The 23,178-nt window shown below is 70.2% G+C and carries 21 protein-coding genes and 1 tRNA gene; 12 read left to right on the plus strand and 10 right to left on the minus strand.

The window, feature by feature from the left end; genetic code table 11:
* Positions 1–1,622 (minus strand): type I polyketide synthase (locus ACFXOM_RS29680; protein ID WP_385040313.1); only part of this gene is annotated, 1,622 nt, incomplete at its 3' end.
* Between the two features lie 514 nt (positions 1,623–2,136).
* On the minus strand, positions 2,137–2,313 hold the full coding sequence (locus ACFXOM_RS29685; RefSeq protein ID WP_384946513.1) for a hypothetical protein: 177 nt from the start codon (positions 2,311–2,313) through the stop codon (positions 2,137–2,139).
* A gap of 128 nt (positions 2,314–2,441) precedes the next feature.
* On the opposite strand from ACFXOM_RS29685, the gene ACFXOM_RS29690 reads away from it, so the two are divergent.
* Positions 2,442–2,942 carry a hypothetical protein gene (locus ACFXOM_RS29690; protein ID WP_385040316.1) on the plus strand — a complete coding sequence of 167 codons (501 nt, stop codon included), beginning with the start codon at positions 2,442–2,444 and terminating at the stop codon, positions 2,940–2,942.
* Positions 2,943–3,081: 139 nt separating this feature from the next.
* Here ACFXOM_RS29690 and ACFXOM_RS29695 read toward each other — a convergent pair whose 3' ends face one another.
* The gene (locus ACFXOM_RS29695) at positions 3,082–3,246 is read right to left on the minus strand and encodes a hypothetical protein (RefSeq protein ID WP_385040319.1); all 165 of its coding nucleotides are present in this window, start codon (positions 3,244–3,246) and stop codon (positions 3,082–3,084) included.
* A 105-nt stretch (positions 3,247–3,351) separates the two neighbouring features.
* Positions 3,352–3,780 carry an NUDIX hydrolase gene (locus ACFXOM_RS29700; RefSeq protein ID WP_385040321.1) on the minus strand — a complete coding sequence of 143 codons (429 nt, stop codon included), beginning with the start codon at positions 3,778–3,780 and terminating at the stop codon, positions 3,352–3,354.
* A gap of 57 nt (positions 3,781–3,837) precedes the next feature.
* On the opposite strand from ACFXOM_RS29700, the gene ACFXOM_RS29705 reads away from it, so the two are divergent.
* The 11 genes from ACFXOM_RS29705 (at position 3,838) to ACFXOM_RS29755 (ending at position 13,360) form a co-directional block, all read left to right on the plus strand.
* Positions 3,838–4,614: a GntR family transcriptional regulator gene (locus ACFXOM_RS29705; RefSeq protein ID WP_385040324.1), complete on the plus strand. Its 777-nt coding sequence runs from the start codon at positions 3,838–3,840 to the stop codon at positions 4,612–4,614.
* A gap of 420 nt (positions 4,615–5,034) precedes the next feature.
* Complete coding sequence (locus ACFXOM_RS29710; protein ID WP_385040327.1) at positions 5,035–5,298, plus strand: DUF6284 family protein; 264 nt, start codon at positions 5,035–5,037, stop codon at positions 5,296–5,298.
* Entirely contained in the window at positions 5,295–6,185 is an 891-nt protein-coding gene (locus tag ACFXOM_RS29715) for a DUF2637 domain-containing protein (RefSeq protein WP_385040330.1), read from the plus strand. Before ACFXOM_RS29710 ends, ACFXOM_RS29715 begins: the two co-directional genes overlap by 4 nt.
* Positions 6,185–6,556, plus strand: a complete 372-nt coding sequence (locus tag ACFXOM_RS29720) for an RRQRL motif-containing zinc-binding protein (protein WP_385040333.1) — start codon at positions 6,185–6,187, stop codon at positions 6,554–6,556. The genes ACFXOM_RS29715 and ACFXOM_RS29720 overlap by 1 nt, the downstream gene beginning before the upstream one ends.
* Positions 6,526–6,891: a DUF6251 family protein gene (locus tag ACFXOM_RS29725; RefSeq protein ID WP_385040336.1), complete on the plus strand. Its 366-nt coding sequence runs from the start codon at positions 6,526–6,528 to the stop codon at positions 6,889–6,891. Before ACFXOM_RS29720 ends, ACFXOM_RS29725 begins: the two co-directional genes overlap by 31 nt.
* A gap of 265 nt (positions 6,892–7,156) precedes the next feature.
* Positions 7,157–8,944, plus strand: a complete 1,788-nt coding sequence (locus ACFXOM_RS29730; protein WP_385040338.1) for a MarR family transcriptional regulator — start codon at positions 7,157–7,159, stop codon at positions 8,942–8,944.
* Between the two features lie 20 nt (positions 8,945–8,964).
* Positions 8,965–9,114: a hypothetical protein gene (locus tag ACFXOM_RS29735; protein WP_385040341.1), complete on the plus strand. Its 150-nt coding sequence runs from the start codon at positions 8,965–8,967 to the stop codon at positions 9,112–9,114.
* Positions 9,115–9,202: 88 nt separating this feature from the next.
* A complete protein-coding gene (locus tag ACFXOM_RS29740; protein ID WP_385040344.1) occupies positions 9,203–10,159 on the plus strand; it encodes a bifunctional DNA primase/polymerase in 957 nt (318 codons plus the stop codon).
* 193 nt (positions 10,160–10,352) lie between these two features.
* Complete coding sequence (locus ACFXOM_RS29745; protein WP_385040347.1) at positions 10,353–11,513, plus strand: DUF3631 domain-containing protein; 1,161 nt, start codon at positions 10,353–10,355, stop codon at positions 11,511–11,513.
* A gap of 170 nt (positions 11,514–11,683) precedes the next feature.
* Complete coding sequence (locus tag ACFXOM_RS29750) at positions 11,684–11,887, plus strand: helix-turn-helix domain-containing protein (protein ID WP_385040350.1); 204 nt, start codon at positions 11,684–11,686, stop codon at positions 11,885–11,887.
* A gap of 63 nt (positions 11,888–11,950) precedes the next feature.
* Positions 11,951–13,360, plus strand: a complete 1,410-nt coding sequence (locus ACFXOM_RS29755) for a tyrosine-type recombinase/integrase (protein ID WP_385040353.1) — start codon at positions 11,951–11,953, stop codon at positions 13,358–13,360.
* A gap of 44 nt (positions 13,361–13,404) precedes the next feature.
* On the opposite strand, the gene ACFXOM_RS29760 is transcribed toward ACFXOM_RS29755, so the two are convergent.
* The 6 genes from ACFXOM_RS29760 to topA form a co-directional block, all read right to left on the minus strand.
* Positions 13,405–13,481: transfer RNA gene (locus ACFXOM_RS29760), tRNA-Thr, on the minus strand.
* 135 nt (positions 13,482–13,616) lie between these two features.
* A complete protein-coding gene (locus ACFXOM_RS29765; protein WP_384946510.1) occupies positions 13,617–15,182 on the minus strand; it encodes an alpha/beta hydrolase in 1,566 nt (521 codons plus the stop codon).
* A gap of 201 nt (positions 15,183–15,383) precedes the next feature.
* Entirely contained in the window at positions 15,384–15,527 is a 144-nt protein-coding gene (locus ACFXOM_RS29770) for a hypothetical protein (protein ID WP_384939823.1), read from the minus strand.
* 135 nt (positions 15,528–15,662) lie between these two features.
* A complete protein-coding gene (locus tag ACFXOM_RS29775) occupies positions 15,663–16,868 on the minus strand; it encodes a DNA polymerase III subunit delta' (RefSeq protein ID WP_384946509.1) in 1,206 nt (401 codons plus the stop codon).
* A 126-nt stretch (positions 16,869–16,994) separates the two neighbouring features.
* Complete coding sequence (tmk, locus tag ACFXOM_RS29780) at positions 16,995–20,153, minus strand: dTMP kinase (protein ID WP_385040356.1); 3,159 nt, start codon at positions 20,151–20,153, stop codon at positions 16,995–16,997.
* A 120-nt stretch (positions 20,154–20,273) separates the two neighbouring features.
* Complete coding sequence (gene topA, locus ACFXOM_RS29785) at positions 20,274–23,129, minus strand: type I DNA topoisomerase (RefSeq protein WP_384939817.1); 2,856 nt, start codon at positions 23,127–23,129, stop codon at positions 20,274–20,276.
* Positions 23,130–23,178: the final 49 nt, after the last annotated feature.

Below are 23,178 nucleotides of genomic sequence, written 5' to 3' on the forward strand. Positions count from 1 at the left end.
ACCGCCCGGTGAGCGAACGACGCACGCGAACGGACCAACGAAGCAGCCACATCCACCGCACGCACCCCCTCCCCTACACCCGCACCCGCACCCGCACCCGCCACGAACTCCGCCAACCGACCCGCCTGAGCAGCAAGCGCCGCCGCCGACCTACCCGACACCACCCACGGCACCACAGACCCCACCCCAACAGACCCCACCCCAACAGACCCCGCCTCAACAGACCCCACCTCCGGAGCCTGCTCAAGCACCACATGCGCATTCGTCCCACTGATACCGAACGACGACACACCAGCCCGCCGCGCACGCCCCACCACAGGCCACACCCGCGACTCCGACAACAACTCCACCGCACCCGCCGACCAATCCACCTGCCCCGACGGCTCATCCACATGCAGCGTCCTCGGCAACACACCATGCCGCAACGCCTGCACCATCTTGATGACACCACCAACACCAGCCGCAGCCTGCGTGTGCCCGATGTTCGACTTCAGCGAACCGAGGAACAGCGGCTCGGCATGCTCGCCCCCACGCTCCTGACCATACGTAGCGAGCAGCGCCTGCGCCTCGATCGGGTCACCCAACGTCGTACCCGTACCATGCGCCTCGACCACGTCCACATCCGCCGCCGACAACCCCGCATCAGCGAGCGCCGCACGGATCACCCGCTGCTGCGCCGGACCATTCGGCGCCGTCAGACCGCTGGAGGCACCGTCCTGGTTGACAGCCGAGCCCCGCACCACAGCCAACACCCGATGCCCCAGACGCTGCGCATCCGAGAGACGCTCCAGGAGCAGCATGCCCGCGCCCTCGGAGAAGCCGGTGCCGTCGGCGTCGTCGGAGAAGGAGCGGCAGCGTCCGTCGGTGGACAGGCCGCGCTGCCGGCTGAGTTCGATGTAGACGTCGGGGGTGGACAGGACGGTGACGCCGCCGGCGAGGGCCATCGAACACTCACCGCGCCGCAGTGACTGAGCCGCCAGGTGCAGGGTCACCAGCGACGACGAGCAGGCCGTGTCGACGGTCACGGCCGGGCCTTCGAGGCCGAGGGTGTAGGCGACACGGCCGGAGGCGACGCTGTAGGCGTTGCCGTTGCCGATGTAGCCCTCGAGCTCGTGGGGGATGGTGTCGAGCCTGGACGCGTAGTCCTGGTACATGACGCCGGCGAAGACGCCGGTCGCGCTGCCTCGCACGGACTGCGGGTCGATGCCGGCCCGTTCGAAGGCCTCCCAGGAGATCTCCAGAAGGAGGCGCTGGTGCGGGTCCATCGCCAGCGCCTCGCGCGGACTGATCCCGAAGAACTCGGGGTCGAAGTCGCCGACGCGGTCGAGGAATCCGCCGCCCTGTGCGTAGAAGGTGCCGGGGTTCTCGGGGTCGGGGTGGTAGAGCCCCTCGATGTCCCAGCCGCGGTCGTCGGGGAACGGGGTGATCGCGCTGCGCTGTCCGGCGACGAGGTCCCACAGTTGCTCGGGGGAGGTGACGCTTCCGGGGTAGCGGCAGCTCATGCCGACGATCGCGATCGGCTCGTTGGCCTTGGCCTCCACCTCGCGGAGGCGCTGGCGGGTCTGCGCCAGGTCTGCCGTGACCCGCTTGAGGTAGTCGCGAAGCTTCTGCTCGTTCTGCATCTGGGGCAACCTCTTCGTCGATGGCCTGGCGCACGCGGACCCCCGTCCGGCGCAGCGCTCGGGCAGCGACTCCGGCGCCCGTGAGACCGGAGCCGGGAGCCGCTGCCCGCAGCGAACACGTCAGCCCGTGAGCCCATGGCCCGAGGCGCCCCGGGGTGTCCGGGGACCGTCTCGATGGGACGGCTGATCAAGCCAAGCGTTGTCCGGCCGGGACGGCGCGAACACCCCTAGCCGCCCCTGGGTCACCTCGGGACCGCCCCAGAGCTGTCCCCGCCGCCCCCTAGCCGAAACGACCCATGAGAGAGCACGTACATGGCTATGCCCCGTTGGGCGGCTTTCGCTGCTGCCCTGCTATGCGCCGGTCGGAGCGGCAGGCGAGATTCGCAGCCCTCTCGCCGCGCGGCGCCGCCCCGTTTCGCTCGCTTCTGCCGCTGGAAGTCCGTCTGGTTTGAGGAAGCGACGGAATCTCCAGGTGATCAGCGGACGGCGTCGCCTCCTGGCCCCTGCGCCAACGCTACGGCGCGAGCCAGCGGAATCCGTATCCCGGCGACCTGACCGCCTGGTCCGCGCCCAGGGCGGCGCATCGTTCGACGACGACCGGGAAATCCGGGCCCATCTCATCATTCCGCCAACCGGGCAGGTCGGCACCGGAATTGCTCTGAACCCATTCGAGATCCGAGTCGACGAGCACGAGCACACCTCGACGGCGATCATCCGGCAAGCCGTGATGAGCGCCGGATACTCCGCGGCAACGTTGGGCTCGGCGACCAGGGCGCCGCCCTCGCTTCGACGGGTGGCAGGACACCGGCGCATGTTCACGTGGGAATCGGGGAGTGGCTTCACCCCGGGTGGCTGACCGAGCAGTTCGAGCGGCTCGTCGAGCTCTCCGGTCTGCTGCCCATCCGACTGCAGGACCTGCGCCACGTCGCCGCCTCGCTCATGCTCGACGTCGACGTCGAGATCGTGTCCGAGGCCCTCGGCCACAGTGACAGCCGGATCACGCGAGACATCTATCAGTCGGTCATGCCCGAGGCTGCGCGAGACGCCGCCGAGGCCACCGTCGCCATGGCCCCGAGGCGTACGACGCGCCCGGTGCAGGCGGTGCCCGATCCCGTCGAGCCCGAGGTCGAGCAGGTACAGGGGCAAACGGATGGGCACGCAATGGGCACGCAGGAGGGTGCGAAGATCATCGCGTTCCGCCCCCGACTGGTCCGGGCACAAGAAAAAGCCCTGGTCAGATGCTATATGACCAGGGCTTCTCTGGAGCCGCCTTCGGGATTCGAACCCGAGACCTACGCATTACGAGTTGTCCGATCTTGATCCGAGGTTGTCCACCGCAGTCCCCTCCAGGGCTCGAAGCGCTGGTCAGACGGCTTGTCGGACGACGGCGGACGCTCGCGTACTACCTCGGAGTGAGCCAGCAACGAGACCAGAACTGAGACCGGTCAGGCCCCGCGCCTCACCGCTCGCGCAAGGCGCTGGCGACATCACTACCAGCCTCACGAATGGCCGCCGCGACCTCCAGAAGCGCACTCGAAACCGCCGCCAGCCCCCACCCGATGGCGTTCTCTTCGCCGAGGTCGGTTGCCTTCTCCGACCGCCGATCGGCCATGTTCTCGTTCACGCCAGGCATAGCCACCCCTTGATCGATGCCGTCATGACCAGGGGTAGCTACCTCTGTTGCTCGCCAGTCAAGCACCCACCGAACGGAATGGCCGGAACGCTCCGCCTACGCCGATTCGAGCAAGTGGCGCCCATCGTGCGCGCGAACGTGCGGTGCTCCGACCGGGTCCAGGGCGTCAAGCACGCGCACCGCGTAGACCTCGCCCATCCATTTCTCAACCTCTTCAGGGGTCAGCCATTCCACAGCAGTCGACTCGTTGGACGTGCGCTCTACTCCGCCGACCTGGCGGCACCGAAAGACCAAGGCCACTACGCCCCGGTTCATGTTCTTGTAGACGCCCGTCAGGCGCTCGATGGAGACGCGGATGCCTGTCTCTTCGAGCACCTCCCGAACGGCTCCATCCTCTGGCCGTTCATCCAGTTCAAGGACTCCCCCCGGAGGCTCCCACGTGCCGTTGTCGGCACGCCGGATCGCGAGGACACGGCCGTCGTCGCGCACGACTACGCCAGCGACCGAGACCGAGTGAAGCGGCATTGGTACGCCTCCGAGTAGCGTTGCTTATGTACAGGACCCTAGGAGGAACAGTAGGACATGGCCACGTCGACCAGAGACTCGGGAAAGCCGAAGTACCTCCAGATCGCTGACGACCTTGTTCAGCAGATCAAGGGGAAGGACCTCCCTCCAGGAGAGCAGCTACCCAGTGAATCCGACCTCATGGAGAAGTACGCCGCCTCCCAGGGAACGGTTCGCAAGGCGTTCGCTGAGCTGCGCGCCACTGGGCTCATCGAGACCCGCCACGGCAAGGGGTCATACGTGAAGCGGCGCCCTCCGGTGCGCCGGAAATCCTCTGACAGGTTCCGTCGGTCACATCGCACTGCGGGCAAGGCCGCGTACCTCGCGGAGGCAGAGCAAGCGGGCAGTACGCCCAGCGTGAGCGTCCTGTACGTCGGACCGGTCGACGCGCCCGAGGAGATCGCAGAGCGGCTGTCGGTTCCGGCCGGCGCGAAGGTTCTGGCGCGGCGCCGCCTCTACTTCAGCGACGGCATCCCCACCGAGGAAGCCACCTCCTACCTTCCGTGGGACATCGCCAAGGACATCCCGGAACTGTTCGAGGAGAACCCTGGTGGCGGTGGCATCTACGCCCGGCTAGAAGAGCACGGGCACGTCCTGAAGGAACTGTCGGAGACAGTACGCGTGCGGCTCGCCACCAAGCAGGAGATCGCCGCGCTGAGCCTGAGCCCTGGCTCACCCATCATCCATCTGACCCGCAACGCCGAATCTGAGGCGGGCCGGGTCATCGAGGTCTGCGACACGTTCATGGCCGCTGACCAGTTCGTTCTGGAGTACCGCATCCCTGCGGACGACTGAAGAGCCCTCCTCCCGAGCCCCGGCCCGTCGCAGCAATTTCGCTCGGCGGGTTGACTCATGTACATGAGTCGGGCACTCTCTTACACATCACTCCTGCACATGAGTACAGGAGTGCAGGTGCAGCCGTGCGCGGCACCGCTCCGATCCGGGATGGCTCGCCACTACGAGGGGCCCCGCGTCGGTCGTTGCTTGAGAACTGCATAGGTGGGCCCCGCCTCCCCGAGTCGAAAAGGCGGACCGCGCGACTGGATCGCGCGTCGACCTTCGCGGCCTCGCCGCGCCGGTTGCCTCCGCCGCTCGTCTCGTACGAGCGGCGCAGAGGGGAGCCGGATCTACCGACTTCAACGGCGCGCGGCCCCGGTGCTGGAACACCGGGGCCGCTGTTCGGGCCGTTGCCACCTGCTAGGGAGAACACGACCCATGGACCACATCGTGACTGTTCAGGACGCTGTTACCGCGTTCGAGCCGTGGATGGAGCCCACGGACGCGGAGCTGGACGCCATCGACGCGGAGATGCCCGTCATCCGCGCGGAGATGGAGTTGCTGGACGCGCAGATCATCGTCATCGACCGCACGCCGTGCGAGCTGGACGAGCGGCGCATCCGCCGGGCCCGCAGGCGCGCGCTGGCCGCGCACCGCGACCACGTCAACGGCGCGAACGGCCAGACGGGCGGTGCCGCATGAACCTGCACCGCAAGGGCCGCGCCGCCCTCGTGCTCGCGCTGGTCGTCGTGGTCGCGATGGCCTTCCGGGTGTCCTGGAACGCCCTGCGCGACATCGCGGGCGCCATCGGCGCGGACGACACGGCCGCGACGCTGTACCCGTTCGTCGTCGACGGCCTGATGGCGCTGGCTCTGATCGCGACGCTCGTGCTCGCCGGTCAGGACCGCATCTTCGCGCTGCGGGTGCTGGCCGCCTACACGATCGCTTCGCTCGTGCTGAACTACGTGCACGGCCTGGTCCCGGAGCTGCACGGCCGGTCGGTCGACTGGGGTCGACTGGCTGACTGGGACCCGGCGAACTGGGTGCTCGTACTGCTCGCTACCTCGCTGCCGGTCGGGTCGATCTACTTCGGTTCCGACCTCGTGGCGAAGGTGCTGCACCACCGACCCACCCCGATCGCCATCCCGACCACGAATGCGGAGGAATCGACCAATACCGAGAGGAATCGGTCTAGTTCTGACCTCGTGGTATCGACCCCGGCGCCGATCACGCCGAACGTGAAGCCGCTGCCCCGAGCGGTGGCGGTCGGCTTCCTGAAGTCGACCATCCCGGCCAAGCCCGTGGTGGCCATCGAGCAGCCGACCGTGGCGCCGATCGAGCGGCGCGCGGTGGCTGCCGAGTCGACCCGAGTGCGCCGGGCCACGGGCCGTGTGCCCGAGGTCGCCCGCACCCCGCGCCCGAAGCGCACCGCCGATGCGCTGCTCGATGAGGCACGGAAGGCGACGGCCGATTGGCCGGATGCAAAGCTGACCGCCGAGGGCATCCGCCGTGAGGTCCGCACATCCCCGGCCAACGCCCGCACCCTGCGCGACACCCTGCGCGCCGAACGCGGTCTCCAGGTCGTCTGATGGCCACGCTGCCGGTCTACCGGTGGCGCATGGCGCCGGACGGCTACGCCACCTACCGCCAGCTCCGCGCCCTCGGACTCCGCCCCGGCGGTCAGGACGTGGCGGCGCAGGTGGAGCGGCCCCGGCGCCGCCGGGGCCCGCTGGTCGCCCACCTGTACCGCGTCGACCTTGCGAAGCCGGTGCGCCCGATGACCCCGGCCCGGTGGGCGGCTCTGGCCAAGGCCAACGCCGCTCGCCGCATCTGCCCCGAGTGCCGCCGGGACGCGGGATACGTCATCCCGCCGTCGCTCGGCATGTGCACGCCCTGCGCTTTCCCCGACAACGCCCCGGAGGGTGCGTCATGGAACAGCTCCCCGCACACCGCCCGCTGACCGTCGTCCAGCTCCCCGACGGCACCCACGCCTACGCCGACCCCGCCAACCTGCCCGCCCAACAGCCCGCCGGGCCGCAGGTGGTGCACATCCACCAGGCACCGCCGGACCGCACGGTGCAGCGCGTCGCGCTCGGCTCCGGTGTCGGCGCCGGTGCGGTCGCGGCCGGTGTCTACTTCGGCCCGCTCCTCGTCGGCGCGCTGACCGCCATCGCCGCGAACCTGGCCATGCTCGCCTTCATCGCGCTCGTGCTCGGCTGGTCCGTTGTCACCGTCGTCCGCGCCGTCGGCGACGGCGGCAAGGCCGCTGGCAAGCACGGCCGGAAGGGCCGCTGAAACACCCCGAAGCCGTAGGCGCCCCGCAGGGCGCCTGAGCCCCCTTCCGGGTGGGGTTTGACCCCCGGAAGACTGTTCGGCCGCTGTAGACCCCGTAGCGACGCAGGGTGACGGAAGTTTCCGTTCTCGCGCGCGCACGCGTAGAGGCCCCCTCGGAAACCAGGAAACCGGAAACACGCTCACTCCGCGTAACCCGCACGTGTGGTGACGGGCCGTCGCAGGGCCCGTCACCACCAACCCACCGATCCCTGAGAAGAGGACACCCGTGAGTCACGGACAAGTCTGGCGCACCCACCGCCAGTACGCCGCCACCGCCGCCCGCTGGACCGCCGCCGTGTGGCGCAAGGAAGCTGAGCACCGCCGCGCCCTGCGCGCCGAACGCAAGCCGCTCGTGCGCGACGCCCGCCGCGCGCTCGCCACCGCCCGCGCCATCGACCCCGAGGGCGTCACCCCCCTGCGCCACCGTGCCGAGCGCGAGTTGCGCACCGCCAAGCGGCGCGTGCCCGACCCGATGTGGCTGTTCGCCACCAAGACCGCCACCGCGCTCGGTGTCGCCGGGTACGTGTGGCTGCCGCAGGTCTCCGCCCGCGCGTGGGTGTGGTCGGCCGTCGCCGTCGTCGCGGCCGTCACCGCCCTGACGGTGTGGATCGCGGTACGCGAGCGCGACACCAGTGGCCTCAAGCCCACCGCCGAGGAATCCGCGCTGCTCAAGCGCCTTCAGCCGCAGCACTGGAAGGAGCACGCCGAACAGCGCGGTCTCGCCGGGACGCTGACCGGCCGTCCGAAGCTGACCGAGGCGGGCATCGTGTGCGCCGTCCGACTCGACGGCACGTGGACCGCGACCAAGCTCCGCACCGCCGAGGATCACATCCGCGCGCTGCTCGGGGCCCGCACGGGCCTGCGCATGCAGATCAAGGCGGGCAAGCAAGGCGGCTGGGCGGAACTCACCTTGCGCACCCGCAGCGCGGCCGACGGCGACGACCTGACGTGGACGCCCGAGCGGCGCTCGCTCGGCATCGACACCGTCACCGGCGAGCAGGTGAGCGTGCCGCTCGGGGAACGGCTGCTCATCGCCGGACGCTCCGGCGCCGGTAAGTCGGTCGCGTCCCGGCCGCTGCTGTTCGACGCATCCGAGGGAGCCACGAACGCGCTCGTCGTCGTGGACCTCAAGCGCGTGGAAGGCCGGTTGTGGGACCACCGGGCCCGTGTCGCCTCCACTCCGCGCGAAGTCGTCGACGTGGTCGATGAGCTGGAGACGGAGATGCTGGAACGGCTCAGCATCCTGCCCAAGGGACAGGACACCTGGACCCCCACCGCCGACCGGCCGCGCATCACAGTCGTCGTCGACGAAGGCGCCGAGGTCATGACCGCCGCCGACAAGGTCCCCTACGAGACCGAGACCGCCGACGGCAAGACCCGCACCGTCGACCGCTCCGCACTGCCGGGCCTGGAGTCCATCGCCCGCATGGGGCGCGCGGCGTGCATCGACCTGTGGTGGATGACCCAGAAGCCCACCATCGGCGACGGCATCCCCAAGCAGATCGCCCCGCAGATCGGCGTCTCCATCTGCCTCGCCGTGCGCACCCCCGCCGAAGCCCGCGTCGTCCTCGGGGAGGACGCTCAGGCCAAGGGCTGGAACGCAGACGAACTGCCCGTGCCGGGTGTGGCGCTGATCCGGGACGGCAAGCGCAAGCCCGACCCGGTCAAGGTCCGCTACATGGACAAGGCCGTCGTTATCGCCCTACCCGACCGCACGCCGTGGTCCCGCTCGGTCGCGCCCACCGTAGAAGCCGCGGGCACCCCGACGCTCACCCTCGTCAAGGACACCGCGACCGAGGCGGCACCGGCCACCGACGGCGCAGTCGCCCGTGTCCTGAAGGCCATCGAGACAGCCGACGAACCGGTCCTCCAGAAGGACCTGGTCACGCTCACGGGCCTGTCCAAGGGCGCCGTGTCCAAGGCCGTCAAGACGCTCAACATCGGCGGCACGGTCGTCCGCACCCTTGACGGCCGACTGACCACCACGTGCGGCGACGACACCGCCGCCGCCTGACCGCACACGAAAGGAACCCGATGGACGACGAGACCTACTGCGACGACTGCGCCGACTACGGATGCCCCGGCCACGAACTGTGTGACCAGTGCTCCGGCGACATCTGCAACGAGCGCGGCGGCTGCGACTGCCCCGGCTACGTCGCGCACTACACCGGCACCGACCTCTAGCTACGCCAAGGGCGGCCCCCTCGTCTCGCCAAAGTCGCGGGGCCGCCCTTGTCTCCAGTCCTCAACAGACCTGTGGAGGTCTCCCAGCATGACCCAACCCGTACAGATCCGGCGAGTCCCCGGCTCGCCGCCGACGATCCCGAGTGCCGACCTGGAGTGTCTGCCGCTGCTCGCGTCCGCCCTTACGGCCGCTGAACGCGGCTGGCCGGTTATCCCGCTTCAACCCGGCAGTAAGCGCCCGGCGGGGCATCCCGAGCGTGCTTGCCCCGGCACCGGGCGGTGCGCCAACGGGCACCGCACCCCGGAGGAGCGAGCCACCACCGACCCCGAGCTGATCCACGCCGCGTGGGCGCACCGGCCCTACAACGTCGGGATCGCGACCGGCCCGGCCGGGCTGCTCGTCATCGACCTGGACCCGGTCAAGGCAGAAGAGCCAGAAGGAGCGCCTGACGGCGCCACTTCCTTGCAGGCGCTCTGCGAGCGCGCCGGGCAGGTTCTCCCGGACACCTACCGGGTGCGGACCGCGCGCGGTAAACACCTCTACTTCACCGCCCCCACCGGGGTGCGGTTGAAGTGCAGCGTGGACCGGCTCGGACCGCACATCGACACCCGCGCATGGGGCGGCTACGTCGTCGCCCCTGGAAGCACCACCCCCGACGGCACATACGAGGTCACCCACGACGCGCCCGTGGCCGAACTCCCCGCCTGGATCGCCGCGTTGCTGCGCGAGCCTGAGCGGCCTGCTCCGGTGCCGGTACAGGTCTACGACGGCACCAGCGCTGCCAGGACCGCCCTGGAACGCGAGTGCGCCGTCATCGCCTCCACGACCGAGGGCGGGCCGAACGGCCGCAACAACACCCTGCACCGAAGCGCCTGCAAGGTGGCGCGGTTCGTGGCATGGGGCGACATCCCCCGGCACGTGGTCGAGCAGGCAATCCAGGGGGCGGGGGAGGCCACGGGACTTCCGCCGACCGAATGCCGCACCACCATCCGCAGCGCCCTGGACTGGGTCATCGCCCACGCCACCCCACGGGAGGCAGCATGACGGCGCCAACTCCCCCCGCCCTGGACTGCCCCACCAACACCCTCAACGGACCGCACGCCGCTCCACAGCCTGTGGACACGACGACCGTAGGCGAGCCGAAAGGCGCCGCCCGTCAGGGCGTCCGAGCTGCTTGTGGTTCTGACGCGCACGGCGACGACGACCGCTGCAACCCTCAGGAAGGAAGGGCCGCCGCATGACCAACCCCATCGACGGCGCCACGCTACTCGACGAGGTGGAAGCCTTCCACCGCCGATTCAACGTCTTCCCCACCGACGCCGCCTACGTCGCCGTCGCCCTGTGGGACGCACACGCCCACCTCCTCGACTGCTTCGACTCCACCCCCCGTCTGGCGTTCCTGTCCCCCGAGCCGGGATCGGGCAAGTCGCGGGCACTGGAGATCGTCGAGACGCTCGTGCCACACCCGATGGTGGCCGTGAACGCGTCCGCCGCCGCGCTCTTCCGCGCGGTGTCCGGCGTGGACGGACGGCCCACGATCCTGTTCGACGAAATCGACACCATCTTCGGTCCCAAAGCCGGAGACAACGAGGACCTTCGCGGCTTCCTGAACGCCGGACACCGCCGTACCGGGGTCACCTACCGGTGCATCGGAGACGGTGGCAACCAGACTGTCCAAGCCTTCCCCTCGTACTGCGCGGTCGCGGTCGCCGGACTCGGCTCCCTGCCCGACACGATCCTGACCCGCTCCATCGTCATCCGCATGCGCCGACGGGCCCGCAACGAACGCGTGGAACCCTTTCGCGCCCGCATCCACGAAGCCGAAGGCCACAAGCTCCGTGACCGGCTCGCCGAATGGGCCGCACAGGCACGCGGCTTCGTACTCGGGGCCTGGCCGGACATGCCGGACGGGGTGACCGACCGCCCGGCGGATGTGTGGGAACCCTTGCTCGCCATCGCCGACGCCGTCGGCGGCGAATGGCCGCGCCGGGCCCGCGAAGCGTGCGTCACCCTCGTCAAGGCCGCGCAGACCACCGACAAACACAGCCTGGGAATCCGGCTGTTGACCGATCTGCGCGACCATGTACTGATTGGCGTGGACAAGCTGCCCACCATCGCCATCCTCGACCGGCTCAATGCCCTCGACGATGCCCCATGGGCCGACCTCGACGGCAAGCCGCTCGACAACAGGCGCCTCGCGCGGATGCTCGGGGAGTACATGACGGCCGACAACGCGCCCATCCGGTCCCGCAACATCCGCACCGCTGGCGGGGTCCTCAAGGGTTTCCACGCCGAAGACCTGACGGACGCGTGGGCGCGCTACTGCCCGCCCCCCTCTCAGGACTCCGCTACATCCGCTACACCGCTACAGCCCAGCTCAGAGACCCTGAATCTGTAGCGGCACCAAAGCGTGTAGCGGCTACGCCCGCCACCCCGTAGCGCACGCGTAGCCGCTACACGCCACCCCTCCGCTACAAAAACACCCCCGCTGACCTGCGATGTAGCGCTGTAGCGGATGTAGCGGACTTCCCAGAAGGTCCCGAGAGCCCTGCCGAGGAGGCACCCCGGATGAGCACCGTGACCGCTGCCCCCGTCGACCGACTCCTGTACAAGCCGGAGGAGGCTGCCGAGGCACTCGCCATCGGCCGCTCCACCGTCTACGAACTCATGGCCGAAGGCACCCTGAAGTACATCAAGTTGGGCCGCACGCGCCGAATCCGCCGCGCGGACTTGGAGGCGTACGTCGAGAACCTCGCCCCACTGCCCGCTTGACCCGAGCACGCCCTGAGGCGCCCCGAGCACTCCGCTCGGGGCGCCTCTCGCATGGAGGAGCACATGAGCCCCCGCAAACCCAACAACGAGTCATCCATCTACTTCGGGTCCGACGGCTGGTGGCACGGTCGCGTCACGATGGGCGTGAAGAACGACGGCAGCCCCGACCGCCGCCACCGCCGCGCCAGGACCGAGCCCGAAATCAAGCGCAAGGTCAAGGAATTGGAGCGCCAGCGCGACGAGGGCCGCGCGACCAAGGCCGGTCGCGCACCGACCGTCGCCAAGTGGATGGAGACCTACCTCACCGACATCGCGAGCCTGAAGCTCAAGCCCCGCTCCCTGGATGACTACTGGTCCAAGACCCGCAACGACATCATCCCGGGAGTCGGCCAGCACCGGATCGACAAGCTGCAGCCGGAGCACCTGGAGCGCATGTACCGGGCGATGCTCGACGCCGGTCACGCCCCGTCGCACGTCGTGAAGGTGCATCGCATCCTGTCTCGGGCCCTGAAGATTGCCCACCGTCGCCGCATGGTCAGCGAAAACGTGGCCACGCTGGTGGACCCGCCCAGCGTCGACGAGACCGAGGCGAACCCCTTCACTCAGGAGGAGTCCAAAGCGTTCCTCGAAGCTGCGGCGAAGCGTCCCACCTTCATGCGGTGGATCGTCGGCGTGGGCATGGGGTTCCGGCAAGGCGAGACGCTCGGTCTGCGCTGGCCGTACGTCGACCTCGAAGCGGAGCTGTTCCATCCCAAGTGGCAGCTACAGCGCCTCACATGGCGGCACGGTTGCGACGACCCGCACGCCTGCGGCGAGCGCCTCCACCACTTCGAGCCGTGCCCGCCGAACTGCACCACGCACAAGAAGTACAAGCGTGGCTGCCCCAAACCCTGCATCAAGACGTGCACGAAGCACGCGAGCGCCTGCCCCGACCGCAAAGAAGGCGGTCTCACCTTCACCCGCCCCAAGACCAAGAAGAGCCAGAACCCCGTCCCGATCCCTCCCGTCTTCATCCCGTTCCTGCGCGACCACAAGGCTCAACAGGAGGCGATGCGAGCCGCGGCCGGGGAGCTGTGGCAAGAGCACCACGTCGTGTTCTCCCGGCCGGACGGCCGCCCGCTCGACCCCCGGCAGGACTACGAGGAGTTCAAGGAGCTGCTCGCCGAGGCCGGGATCGACGACCGCCGCCTGTACGACGGTAGCCGTCATACGGCTGGCACGATCCTGAACGAGCTGGGCGTCGACATGCCCACGATCATGGAGATCCTGCGGCACACGCAGATCAGCCAGACCCGCCGCTACGTGAAGGGCAGATCACACCTGTCGAAGGACGCGATGCGGCGCATGGGCGAGTTCTTCGTCCCTGCTCCCTCGGCCCCCGATCCGGGCCCGGGTTCCGGCCCCACTGAGACCAGAACTGAGACCGCCGACACCCGCGCGGCCCGCTCCCTACGCCGTCGCCGCATCCGCTGAACGACGAAACCCCAGGTCGGAGCACATCCGACCTGGGGTTTCGATGGAGCCGCCTTCGGGATTCGAACCCGAGACCTACGCATTACGAGTGCGTTGCTCTGGCCAACTGAGCTAAGGCGGCAAGCTGCGGATATACCCGTTCCCGAGAGATCAGGTTCGCATCAGCAGCGGCGCCAAGTCTACAGGGTCAATCGGGGTGCCCCGCACCAGCCCGAGGCGAGGCGATGCGGGGTACCCCTTGGAGGCGAAGGAGCCGTCAGTCGCAGGTCTTTCCGGCCGGTGGGGTCGTGCCCTCCAGGAGGTAGGTGTTGATCGCGGTGTCGATGCAGTCGCTGCCGCGGCCGTACGCGGTGTGTCCGTCACCGTCATACGTGAGCAGTGTCCCGGAGGACAGCTGGCCGGCGAGGGACTGCGCCCATGCGTACGGAGTGGCGGGGTCGCGCGTGGTGCCGACGACCAGGATCGGGTCGGCTCCCTTGGCCACGATGCGGTGTGGGACGCCGGTCGCCGGAGTGGGCCAGGAGGCGCAGTTCAGGGAGGACCAGGCGAAGCCCTCGCCGAAGACGGGGGATGCCTTCTCGAAGTCCGGCAGAGCTGCCGCGACCTCGGCGGGAGAGCTGAACGCGGGTGGCTGGTCGAGGCAGCTCACGGCGGCGAAGGCGGGCATCAGGTTGGAATACGCGCCGTCGTCGTTCCGCTCGTAGTACGTGTCGGACAGCGTCAGCAGCCCGGAGCCGTCACCCTTCATGGCCTGGGTGAGGCCATCGCGCAGGGACGGCCAAGTGCTCTCGTCGTACATCGCGGCGATGACGCCCGTGGTGGCAAGTGACTCGGTGAGGCGTCTGCTCTCGCCGGTCGCCACCGGGTGGGCGTCGAGCTCGGCGAAGAAGTCCTTCAGCCGGTCCGCTGCGTCCGCGGGCGAGGTGGTGCCGAGCGGGCAATCCGGCTTCTGGACGCAATCGGCAGCGAAGGACTGGAACGCCGTCTCGAAACCCGCGGTCTGGTCGCGGTTCATCCGGCGGGACGAGAGAGAGGGGTCCACGGCTCCGTCGAGGACGAGCCGTCCGACGCGGTCAGGGTAGAGCTCCGCGTAGGTCGCACCGAGGAAGGTGCCGTACGACGCCCCGACGTACGACAGCTTCGCGTCGCCCAGAACCGCCCGCAGGACGTCCATGTCGCGGGCGGCCTCGACGGTCGAGACGTGCGGGAGCACCGCGGCGGAACGCTTCTCGCAGGACGCTGCGAAACCCTTGTACGCGGTGTCCAGCTCGTTGATCTCGGCCTGGTCGTCCGGGGTCAGGTCGACCTGGGTGTACGTGTCCATCTGCTTGTCGTCGAGGCATTCGACGGGCTCGCTGCGGGCCACGCCCCGCGGATCGATGGCGACCATGTCGTACCGGGCACGGACCGGCGCGGGGTAGCCGATGCCCGCGTACCCCTGGAGGTAGGCAACCGCCGAGCCGCCCGGTCCGCCGGGGTTCACCAGCAGCGACCCGATCCGCTTACCCGGCCCTGTGGCCTTCACCCGGGCGACCGCCAGCTTCACCGAGGGCCCGTCGGGCTTCGCGTAGTCCAGCGGCGCCTTGAGGGTGGCGCATTCAAAGCCGGGCACGCCGCACGCCCGCCAGGTCAGCCGCTGCGTGTAGTACGGCTTGAGGGCGGCGGACGAGACCGGCGACGGCGCGGACGCCCCCGGCGCGGGCGAGGTCTCAGCGGGCCCGGGTGCGTCCGACGAACTGTCCGCACTGCAGCCGGTGATGAGCAGCCCCAGGGCTGTGGCGAACGTGACCGCGGAGGTCCTCAGGAGCTGCCTGGTGTCCATCTTGCGAGCCTAACCTCCAGGCGCCGGAAAATGCCGTTTTGCACCCGTACGGATGAGTCTGACCCCTCTGTTGCCAAGCCTTCGGTGGACGAGGCGGTGGGTGACACCAGGCTGACGTCAGCCCGTGCAGATCCGGCACCTCGGCGGAGCCCCGAGAGCTGTGATCGCCGGGCCCCAAGGCCGAGAGGACGTAGCCCCGCGCTACTGCACCGGGCCCGTGCCGCGCGCGACCGGGCTGCCGTGCATGCCACGGGCGGAGCGAAGCGGCGCGCGTTCCCTGGCGTCGGTGCGGGCAGCCCCGTGGGACGCGCCCGAGTGGCCGTGCACCCACCACTTCGAACTCATGCGCCCTCCTCGAGAACACTTCTGCACCATGACGGGGCTGCTCGTAAGAAGGGCAGCGCGGGCACCGGACTCCTGCGCCCCCGCAGGCCATCGTGCCGCTGCGAGGTCAGCCCAACCCCCGCACCATCGCCAGGATCAGCCCGCGCGCAGCGCCATCGCCATGGCCTCCACGGCCAGCAGCGGCGCCACGTTCGCGTCCAAGGCCTCACGGCAGGCCAGGACGGCTTCTATCCGGCGCAGGGTCCGCTCCGGGCTGGAACTCCGGGCGACCCTGTCGAGCGCATCCCGGGCGTCCTCGTTGGCAAGGGCCAGCCCGGAACCGAGCTGCATCGCAAGGACGTCCCGGTAGAAGCCGGTCAGTTCGGTGAGGGCCAGATCGAGACTGTCGCGCTGGGTCCGGGTCTTGCGGCGCTTCTGGCGGTCCTCCAGCTCCTTCACCGCCCCCGCCGTACCGCGCGGCATCCGCCCTCCGGCCGCCGCGCCCAAAGCAGCCTTGAGCTCCTCGGTCTCCTTGGCGTCGATCTCCTCGGAGACCTGCTTGGCATCCTCGGCGGCGGAGTCCACCAGCTCCTGCGCGGCCTTGAGGCACCCACCGACTTCGTCGATGCGCAGCGGGAGCTTCAGGACAGAGGCCCGGCGGGCACGGGCCCGCTCGTCCGTGGCGAGCCTCCGCGCCCGACCGATGTGTCCCTGCGTGGCGCGGGCGGCGGACGCGGCCGCCTCGGGCTCGATGCCGTCCCGCCGCATCAGGACGTCCGCGACGGCGGAGACGGAAGGCGTACGGAGCGTGAGGTGCCGGCAACGGGAGCGGATCGTCGGAAGCACGTCCTCCAGTGACGGAGCGCACAGCAGCCAGACCGTGCGCGGGGCGGGCTCTTCGACCGCCTTGAGCAGGACGTTGCCCGCCCCCTCGGTGAGGCGGTCGGCGTCCTCCAGGACGATCACCTGCCAGCGTCCGACCGCGGGTGACAACTGGGCCCGGCGGACCAGGTCACGGGTCTCCTTCACACCGATGGAGAGCAGGTCGGTGCGGACGACCTCGACGTCCGCGTGCGTACCGACCAGGCTGGTGTGACAGCCGTCGCAGAACCCGCAGCCGGGAGACCCACCCAGCGCGCGGTCCGGGCTGGTGCACTGCAGGGCGGCGGCGAACGCCCTGGCTGCAGTGGCCCTGCCGGATCCCGGCGGGCCCGTGAACAACCAGGCGTGCGTCATCCTCGACGCATCGGCCGGCCGCTCCCCCGCGGCTCCAGCGGTGACGAGCGCGTCCGCGTCCTTGGCGGCGGCGGCGAGCTGCTCCTGGACCCGCTCCTGCCCGACCAGGTCATCCCATACGGCCATGCTTCCGCCACCGCCTTCCGATGTCTTCCGAGATGCGGATTCCCATTGTGGGGCAGGGGTCGGACAGCCCCGGCCCCCTGTGGAAAACTCCGCGCGCGCCGGCCCCGCCCCGAGCGGCGTCCGAGGTCAGCGGCGGCGGCGACCGCCGTACCACCCGTCCTCATCGTCGTCGTCACGAGGGCCGAGCAGCTCGTCCGCGAGGGTCGGAAGGTCGTCCAGCGGAGTCTCCTCAGCCCAGTCGGAGCGGCGCCGCGGACGTCCCTCGCCGTCGACCTGAGGCAGTTCACGCGTGCGCTCGTCCGTTCCCGGGGCCGCGTCGTCCCGGAAGGTGCCCGGCGGTACCCGGTCGGCAGGATCGGCGGCGCGCACCGGCGGGAGCACGGCCGTCTCCTCGGCGGCCGAAGCCTCCCGAACGGGCGGAAGCACCGTGGTCTCTTCCGCGTCGGCGACCTGGGGCAGCACGGCCGTTTCCGCGGCATCCGGGAGATCGCGCTTGGCCATGTCGGCCCGTGCGGTCTCGACCGTCTGCGCATCGGCGGGGACGACAGCCTGACGCGGAGTCTGGACCGTCTGCGCGTCCGCGGCGGAGGTCGAGGTCAAACCGGTCGAGCCCGTTGTCGAGCCGGTCGGACCCGAAGGGCCGGACGACGCCGGTGTGGCGGTCGCCGCCGAGGCCGCGGCCGCCGCCGCAGCTTCCTCGGCTGCGCGCCGAGCCTCCTCGGCGCGCAGCAGTGCCTCCTCGGCCTTGCGCTGCTTCTCCCGACGCCGCTCTTCCGCCTCCGCCCGCAGCCGGGCCTCCTCCTCGGCCTGCTGACGGCGGCGTTCCGCCTCCTCGCGGAGGGCCTTCTCCTCGGCCTCGCGCCTGCGCCGTTCTTCCTCGGCCATCCGTCGCGCCTCCTCGGCGCGCTGCCTGGCCTCCTCAGCCTGCCGTTCGGCCTCGCGCTGCCGCGCCTCCTCCAGCTCGCGGCGCTTGCGCTCCTCCTCCTCGGCACGCAGCTTGGCGAGCTGTTCCTCCCGCTCGCGCGCCAGACGCTCCTCCTCCGCCTTCCGGGCGGCCTCTTCCTCGGCCTTGCGTCGGGCTTCTTCCTCCGCGGCCCGCCGCGCCTCTTCCTGGGCCTTCACCTCGGCCTCGGAGAGCGGCAGCATCTGGTCGAGCCGGTGGCGCACCACCGTGGTCACGGCCTCGGGCTCCTGGCCCGCGTCCACCACGAGGTAGCGGCCCGGGTCGGCGGCGGCGAGCGTCAGGAAACCGGCCCTCACCCGCTGGTGGAATTCGGCCGGCTCGGATTCCAGCCGGTCCGGCGCCTCCGTGAAGCGCTCGCGTGCCGTCTCGGGAGAGACGTCCAGCAGCACCGTCAGGTGCGGCACGAGTCCGTCCGTGGCCCAGCGGGAGATGCGGGCGATCTCCGTCGGGGACAGGTCTCGCCCCGCGCCCTGGTAGGCGACGGACGAGTCGATGTAGCGGTCGGAGATGACGATCGCACCGCGCTCCAGCGCCGGGCGGACGACGGTGTCGACGTGCTCGGCCCGGTCCGCTGCGTACAGCAGTGCCTCAGCGCGGTTCGAGAGGCCGGCCGAGGAGACGTCGAGCAGGATCGAGCGCAGCCGCTTGCCGACCGGGGTCGCGCCCGGTTCGCGCGTGACGACGACCTCGTGGCCCTTGGCCCGGATCCACTCCGCGAGTGCTTCCACCTGGGTGGATTTCCCCGCCCCGTCACCGCCCTCGAGGGCGATGAAGAAGCCGGTCGCCGCCGGTGCCTGCGCCGGGTCCGCTCCGCGGCGCACCGCGTCGGCGAGATCGCGGCGCAGGGGAACGCCGGAGCGGTCGTCGGTCTTGGCCAGGACGACCACGGCGACGGGGAGCAGCAGCGCACCGACCAGCATCAGCGTGAAGGCGGCGCCGCCGTGCGCGAAGACGAAGTCGCCGCTGGCGAGGCGGTGCGGGCCGATGGCGGCGGCGAGCAACGGGGCGATGATCGCACCGAGCGCAATGGAGACGCGGACGACGGCCTGGAGGTGCTCGGTGATCCGCGGACGCCGGTACTCCTCGGTCTCCTGGTCGATCAGCGTGTGTCCGGTGGCTGCGGCGATCCCGGCCGCGACCCCCGCGAAGACCGCGATGAACAACACGGTCGCCGTGTCCGGCACGAGTCCGAGCGCCAGAAGCGCGATACCGGTGACGGCCACGGCGAGGGCCAGCAGGCGGCGGCGCGACAGCGTCGGGAGCACGGAGTTCGCGGCCCGGATGCCCACGCCGGTGCCGCCGGTCAGTGCGAGGACGAGCAGCGCGTACGAGACAGGTCCACCGTGCAGGTCGCGGGCGTGCAGGACGGCGACGGACGCGGCGGAGGCAATGGCCCCGGCGACCGCGGCGCAGGCCAGGACGAACAGCGGCACCGCTCCCGTCCGGCCCTTGTCGAGACCGCTGCCGGTGGAAGGGCGGCGCAGCCCCTCGAGCGGGGAGCGGGGGCGCGGGGTCGGAATGCCCGGGAAGTCGACGGCAGACAGCACGGACACCGACGCGGCGAAGAGGCCTGCCGCGACGTAGGACCCGAGGGCCGCCTGGTGGACCGAGAACCAGTCGATGCCGGAACCGAGGAGGTTGCCGATCAGCGTGGCGACGAGGAGGACGGCGGCCCCGGCGGGAACCGCGGCGAAAGCGGTGCGCAACGAGAGCCGGCGCAGCGCGTCCTGGTGGTCGGGCAGCGGACGGACGGCAGCGCCTTCCAGCGGCGGCGCCGGCAGCAGGGCCGGGGCGGCGCTCTCCCGTGCGACCGCCCAGAACCGCTCGGCGACGCCGGCGACGAAGACCGTGGCGAGCAGGCAGGCCACGGCCGCCTCGGGGGTCCAGTCGATCCACAGCGGGGCGATCACGAGCAGCACGATGCGGATTCCATCGGCGCCGATCATGGTCCACCGCCGGTCGAGGGGACCTCCGGGTGTGGTGAGTGCGGTCAGCGGACCCAGCAGGACGGCACCGGACAGGACGGTGGCGAGGACGCGGACGCCGAACACGGCGGCGACGGCGAATGCAGCCCCCCGGTATCCACCGCCGAACGCCCCTTCGGAAACCGTCGCCTGGAGCGCCAGCAACACCAGCACCAGCAGTGCGAGGGCGTCGCCGATACTGCCGACGAGTTGGGCACTCCACAATCGCCGCAGCGCGGGTACGCGCAACAGTGCGCGTACGGCCCGCTCGCGTGAGTCCGCGGCCAGTGCGTCGGCGGCACGTGCGTCGGGGTCAGAGGTGGGGCTCTGGGCCGTTGGCTGCTCGGCTCGCGTCATCCGCCCAGCCTATCCGGACGGTGTTGCTCCCCGGAGGCCCAGGCCGAACAAATGGGCGGCGGGCCGGCGGAGGGGAGCCGATCGCGCGCGCGGTCGGCTCCCCTCCCTGCCGGCCTGCCGCTACTCGTCCGAGGGCGACGTCTTGGAGGCAGCCGCCTTCGCCGCCGTCGCCGTGGTCTTCTTGGCAGCCGTCTTCTTCGCGGTCGTCTTCTTGGCCGCTGTCTTCTTCGACGCCGTGGTCTTCTTGGCAGCCGTCTTCTTGGCGGTCGCCTTCTTCGCAGGGGCCTTCTTCGCAGGGGCCTTCTTGGCGGCCTTCTTCGCCGGCCCCTTCGCACGCTTCTCGGCGAGCAGCTCGTAGCCGCGCTCCGGCGTGATCGCCTCGACGCTGTCGCCGGTCCGCAGGGTCGCGTTGGTCTCGCCGTCGGTGACGTACGGACCGAAGCGGCCGTCCTTGACCACCACGGGCCGTTCGCTCACCGGGTCCGTGCCGAGCTCCTTGAGCGGCGGCTTGGCCGCGGCACGACCGCGCTGCTTGGGCTGGGCGTAGATCGCCAACGCCTCGTCCAGCGTGATGTTGAAGATCTGGTCCTCGGTCTCCAGGGAGCGCGAGTCCGTGCCCTTCTTCAGATACGGGCCGTAGCGGCCGTTCTGGGCGGTGATCTCGACGCCCTCGGCGTCCTTGCCGACGGTGCGCGGCAACGACATGAGCCGGAGCGCGTCCTCCAGGGTCACCGTGTCCAGGGACATCGACTTGAACAGGGAGGCCGTCCTCGGCTTCACCGCGTTCTTGCCCGTCTTCGGCGTGCCCTCGGGCAGCACCTCCGTGACGTACGGGCCGTAGCGCCCGTCCTTGGCGACGATCTCGTGGCCGGTCTCCGGGTCCTTGCCCAGCTCGAAGTCGCCGCTCGGCTTGGCCAGCAGCTCCTCCGCCAGCTCGACGGTGAGCTCGTCCGGTGCCAGGTCGGCGGGCACGTCGGCGCGCTGGTGGCCCTCCGCGTCCTTCTCTCCCCGCTCCACGTACGGGCCGTACCGGCCGACGCGCAGCACGACGTCGTTGCCGACCGGGAAGGACGAGATCTCGCGCGCGTCGATCGCGCCGAGGTCGGTGACGAGCTCCTTGAGGCCACCGAGGTGGTCCCCGTCGCCGTTGCCGGCTTCCGCCGCGCCGCCCGCAGCCGCGCCCTCACCGAAGTAGAAACGCTTCAGCCATGGCACGGCCTGGGCCTCGCCCCGGGCGATGCGGTCGAGGTCGTCCTCCATCTTCGCGGTGAAGTCGTAGTCGACGAGCCGACCGAAGTGCTTCTCCAGCAGGTTGACCACGGCGAAGGAGAGGAAGGACGGGACGAGCGCCGAGCCCTTCTTGAAGACGTAGCCGCGGTCGAGGATCGTGCCGATGATCGACGCGTACGTCGACGGGCGGCCGATCTCGCGCTCTTCCAGCTCCTTGACCAGGCTGGCCTCGGTGTAGCGGGCCGGCGGCTTGGTCGCGTGGCCGTCCGCCGTGATCTCCTCGGCGGCGAGCCGGTCGCCCTCGACGACCTGCGGCAGCCGCCGCTCCCGGTCGTCCAGCTCGGCGTTCGGGTCGTCGGCACCCTCCACATAGGCCTTCATGAAGCCGTGGAAGGTGATCGTCTTCCCAGAGGCCGAGAACTCCGCGTCCCGTCCGTCGGAGCCCGTTCCGCCGATCTTGACGGTGACCGAGTTGCCGACCGCGTCCTTCATCTGGGAGGCGACGGTGCGCTTCCAGATCAGTTCGTAGAGGCGGAACTGGTCACCGGTCAGCCCGGTCTCCGCGGGCGTGCGGAAACGATCACCCGACGGACGGATCGCTTCGTGCGCCTCCTGGGCGTTCTTGACCTTCCCGGCGTACGTGCGTGGCTTCTCCGGCAGGTAGTCCGCGCCGTACAGCTGGGTGACCTGGGCCCGGGCGGCCACCACCGCGGTGTCGGAGAGCGTGGTCGAGTCCGTACGCATATAGGTGATGAAGCCGTTCTCGTACAGCTTCTGCGCGATCTGCATCGTGGCCTTGGCCCCGAAGCCGAGCTTGCGCGAGGCCTCCTGCTGGAGGGTGGTCGTCCGGAACGGGGCGTACGGCGAGCGGCGGTACGGCTTGGACTCGACCGAGCGGACCGAGAACGCGGCGCCGTCGAGCGCGGCCTTCAGGGCGCGCGCGTTCGCCTCGTCCAGGTGCAGCACCGACGATGTCTTGAGCCGTCCGTTGGGGCCGAAGTCCCGGCCTTGCGCGACCCGCTGTCCGTCGACGGTGGTCAGCCGCGCGGTGAAAGCCGCGGGGTCGGACGGGTCACCGGCCCGACCAGTGGAGAAGGTGCCGGTCAGGTCCCAGTACTCGGCGGAGCGGAACGCGATGCGCTCGCGCTCGCGCTCGACGACGAGCCGGGTCGCCACGGACTGGACGCGGCCGGCCGACAGCCGCGGCATGACCTTCTTCCACAGGACCGGCGAGACCTCGTAGCCGTAGAGGCGGTCGAGAATGCGTCGGGTCTCCTGCGCGTCGACCATGCGCTTGTTGAGCTCGCGCGGGTTGGCCACCGCCTCGCGGATCGCGTCCTTGGTGATCTCGTGGAAGACCATCCGGTGGACGGGGACCTTGGGCTTGAGGACTTCCAGGAGGTGCCAGGCGATGGCCTCGCCCTCGCGGTCCTCATCGGTGGCGAGGTAGAGCTCGTCGGACTCGGCCAGCTGCTCCTTGAGCTTCTTGACCTGGGCCCTCTTGTCGGCGTTGACGACGTAGATCGGCTGGAAGTCGCGTTCGACGTCCACACCCAGGCGGCGGACCTCACCCGTGTACTTCTCAGGAACCTCGGCCGCGCCGTTCGGAAGGTCGCGGATGTGCCCGACGCTTGCCTCGACGACATAGCCGGGGCCGAGGTACCCCTTGATCGTCTTCGCCTTGGCAGGCGACTCGACGATGACGAGTCGACGGCCGCCCTGTGCGGTCTCGCTGGTCGGGGACAACTTCGCTCTTCTCTCCGGTCGACGCTCGGTGGGCACGTACGGCGTACAA

Origin of the sequence: Streptomyces sp. NPDC059169 (assembly GCF_042755225.1) — a bacterium.
Lineage (GTDB): Bacteria > Actinomycetota > Actinomycetes > Streptomycetales > Streptomycetaceae > Streptomyces.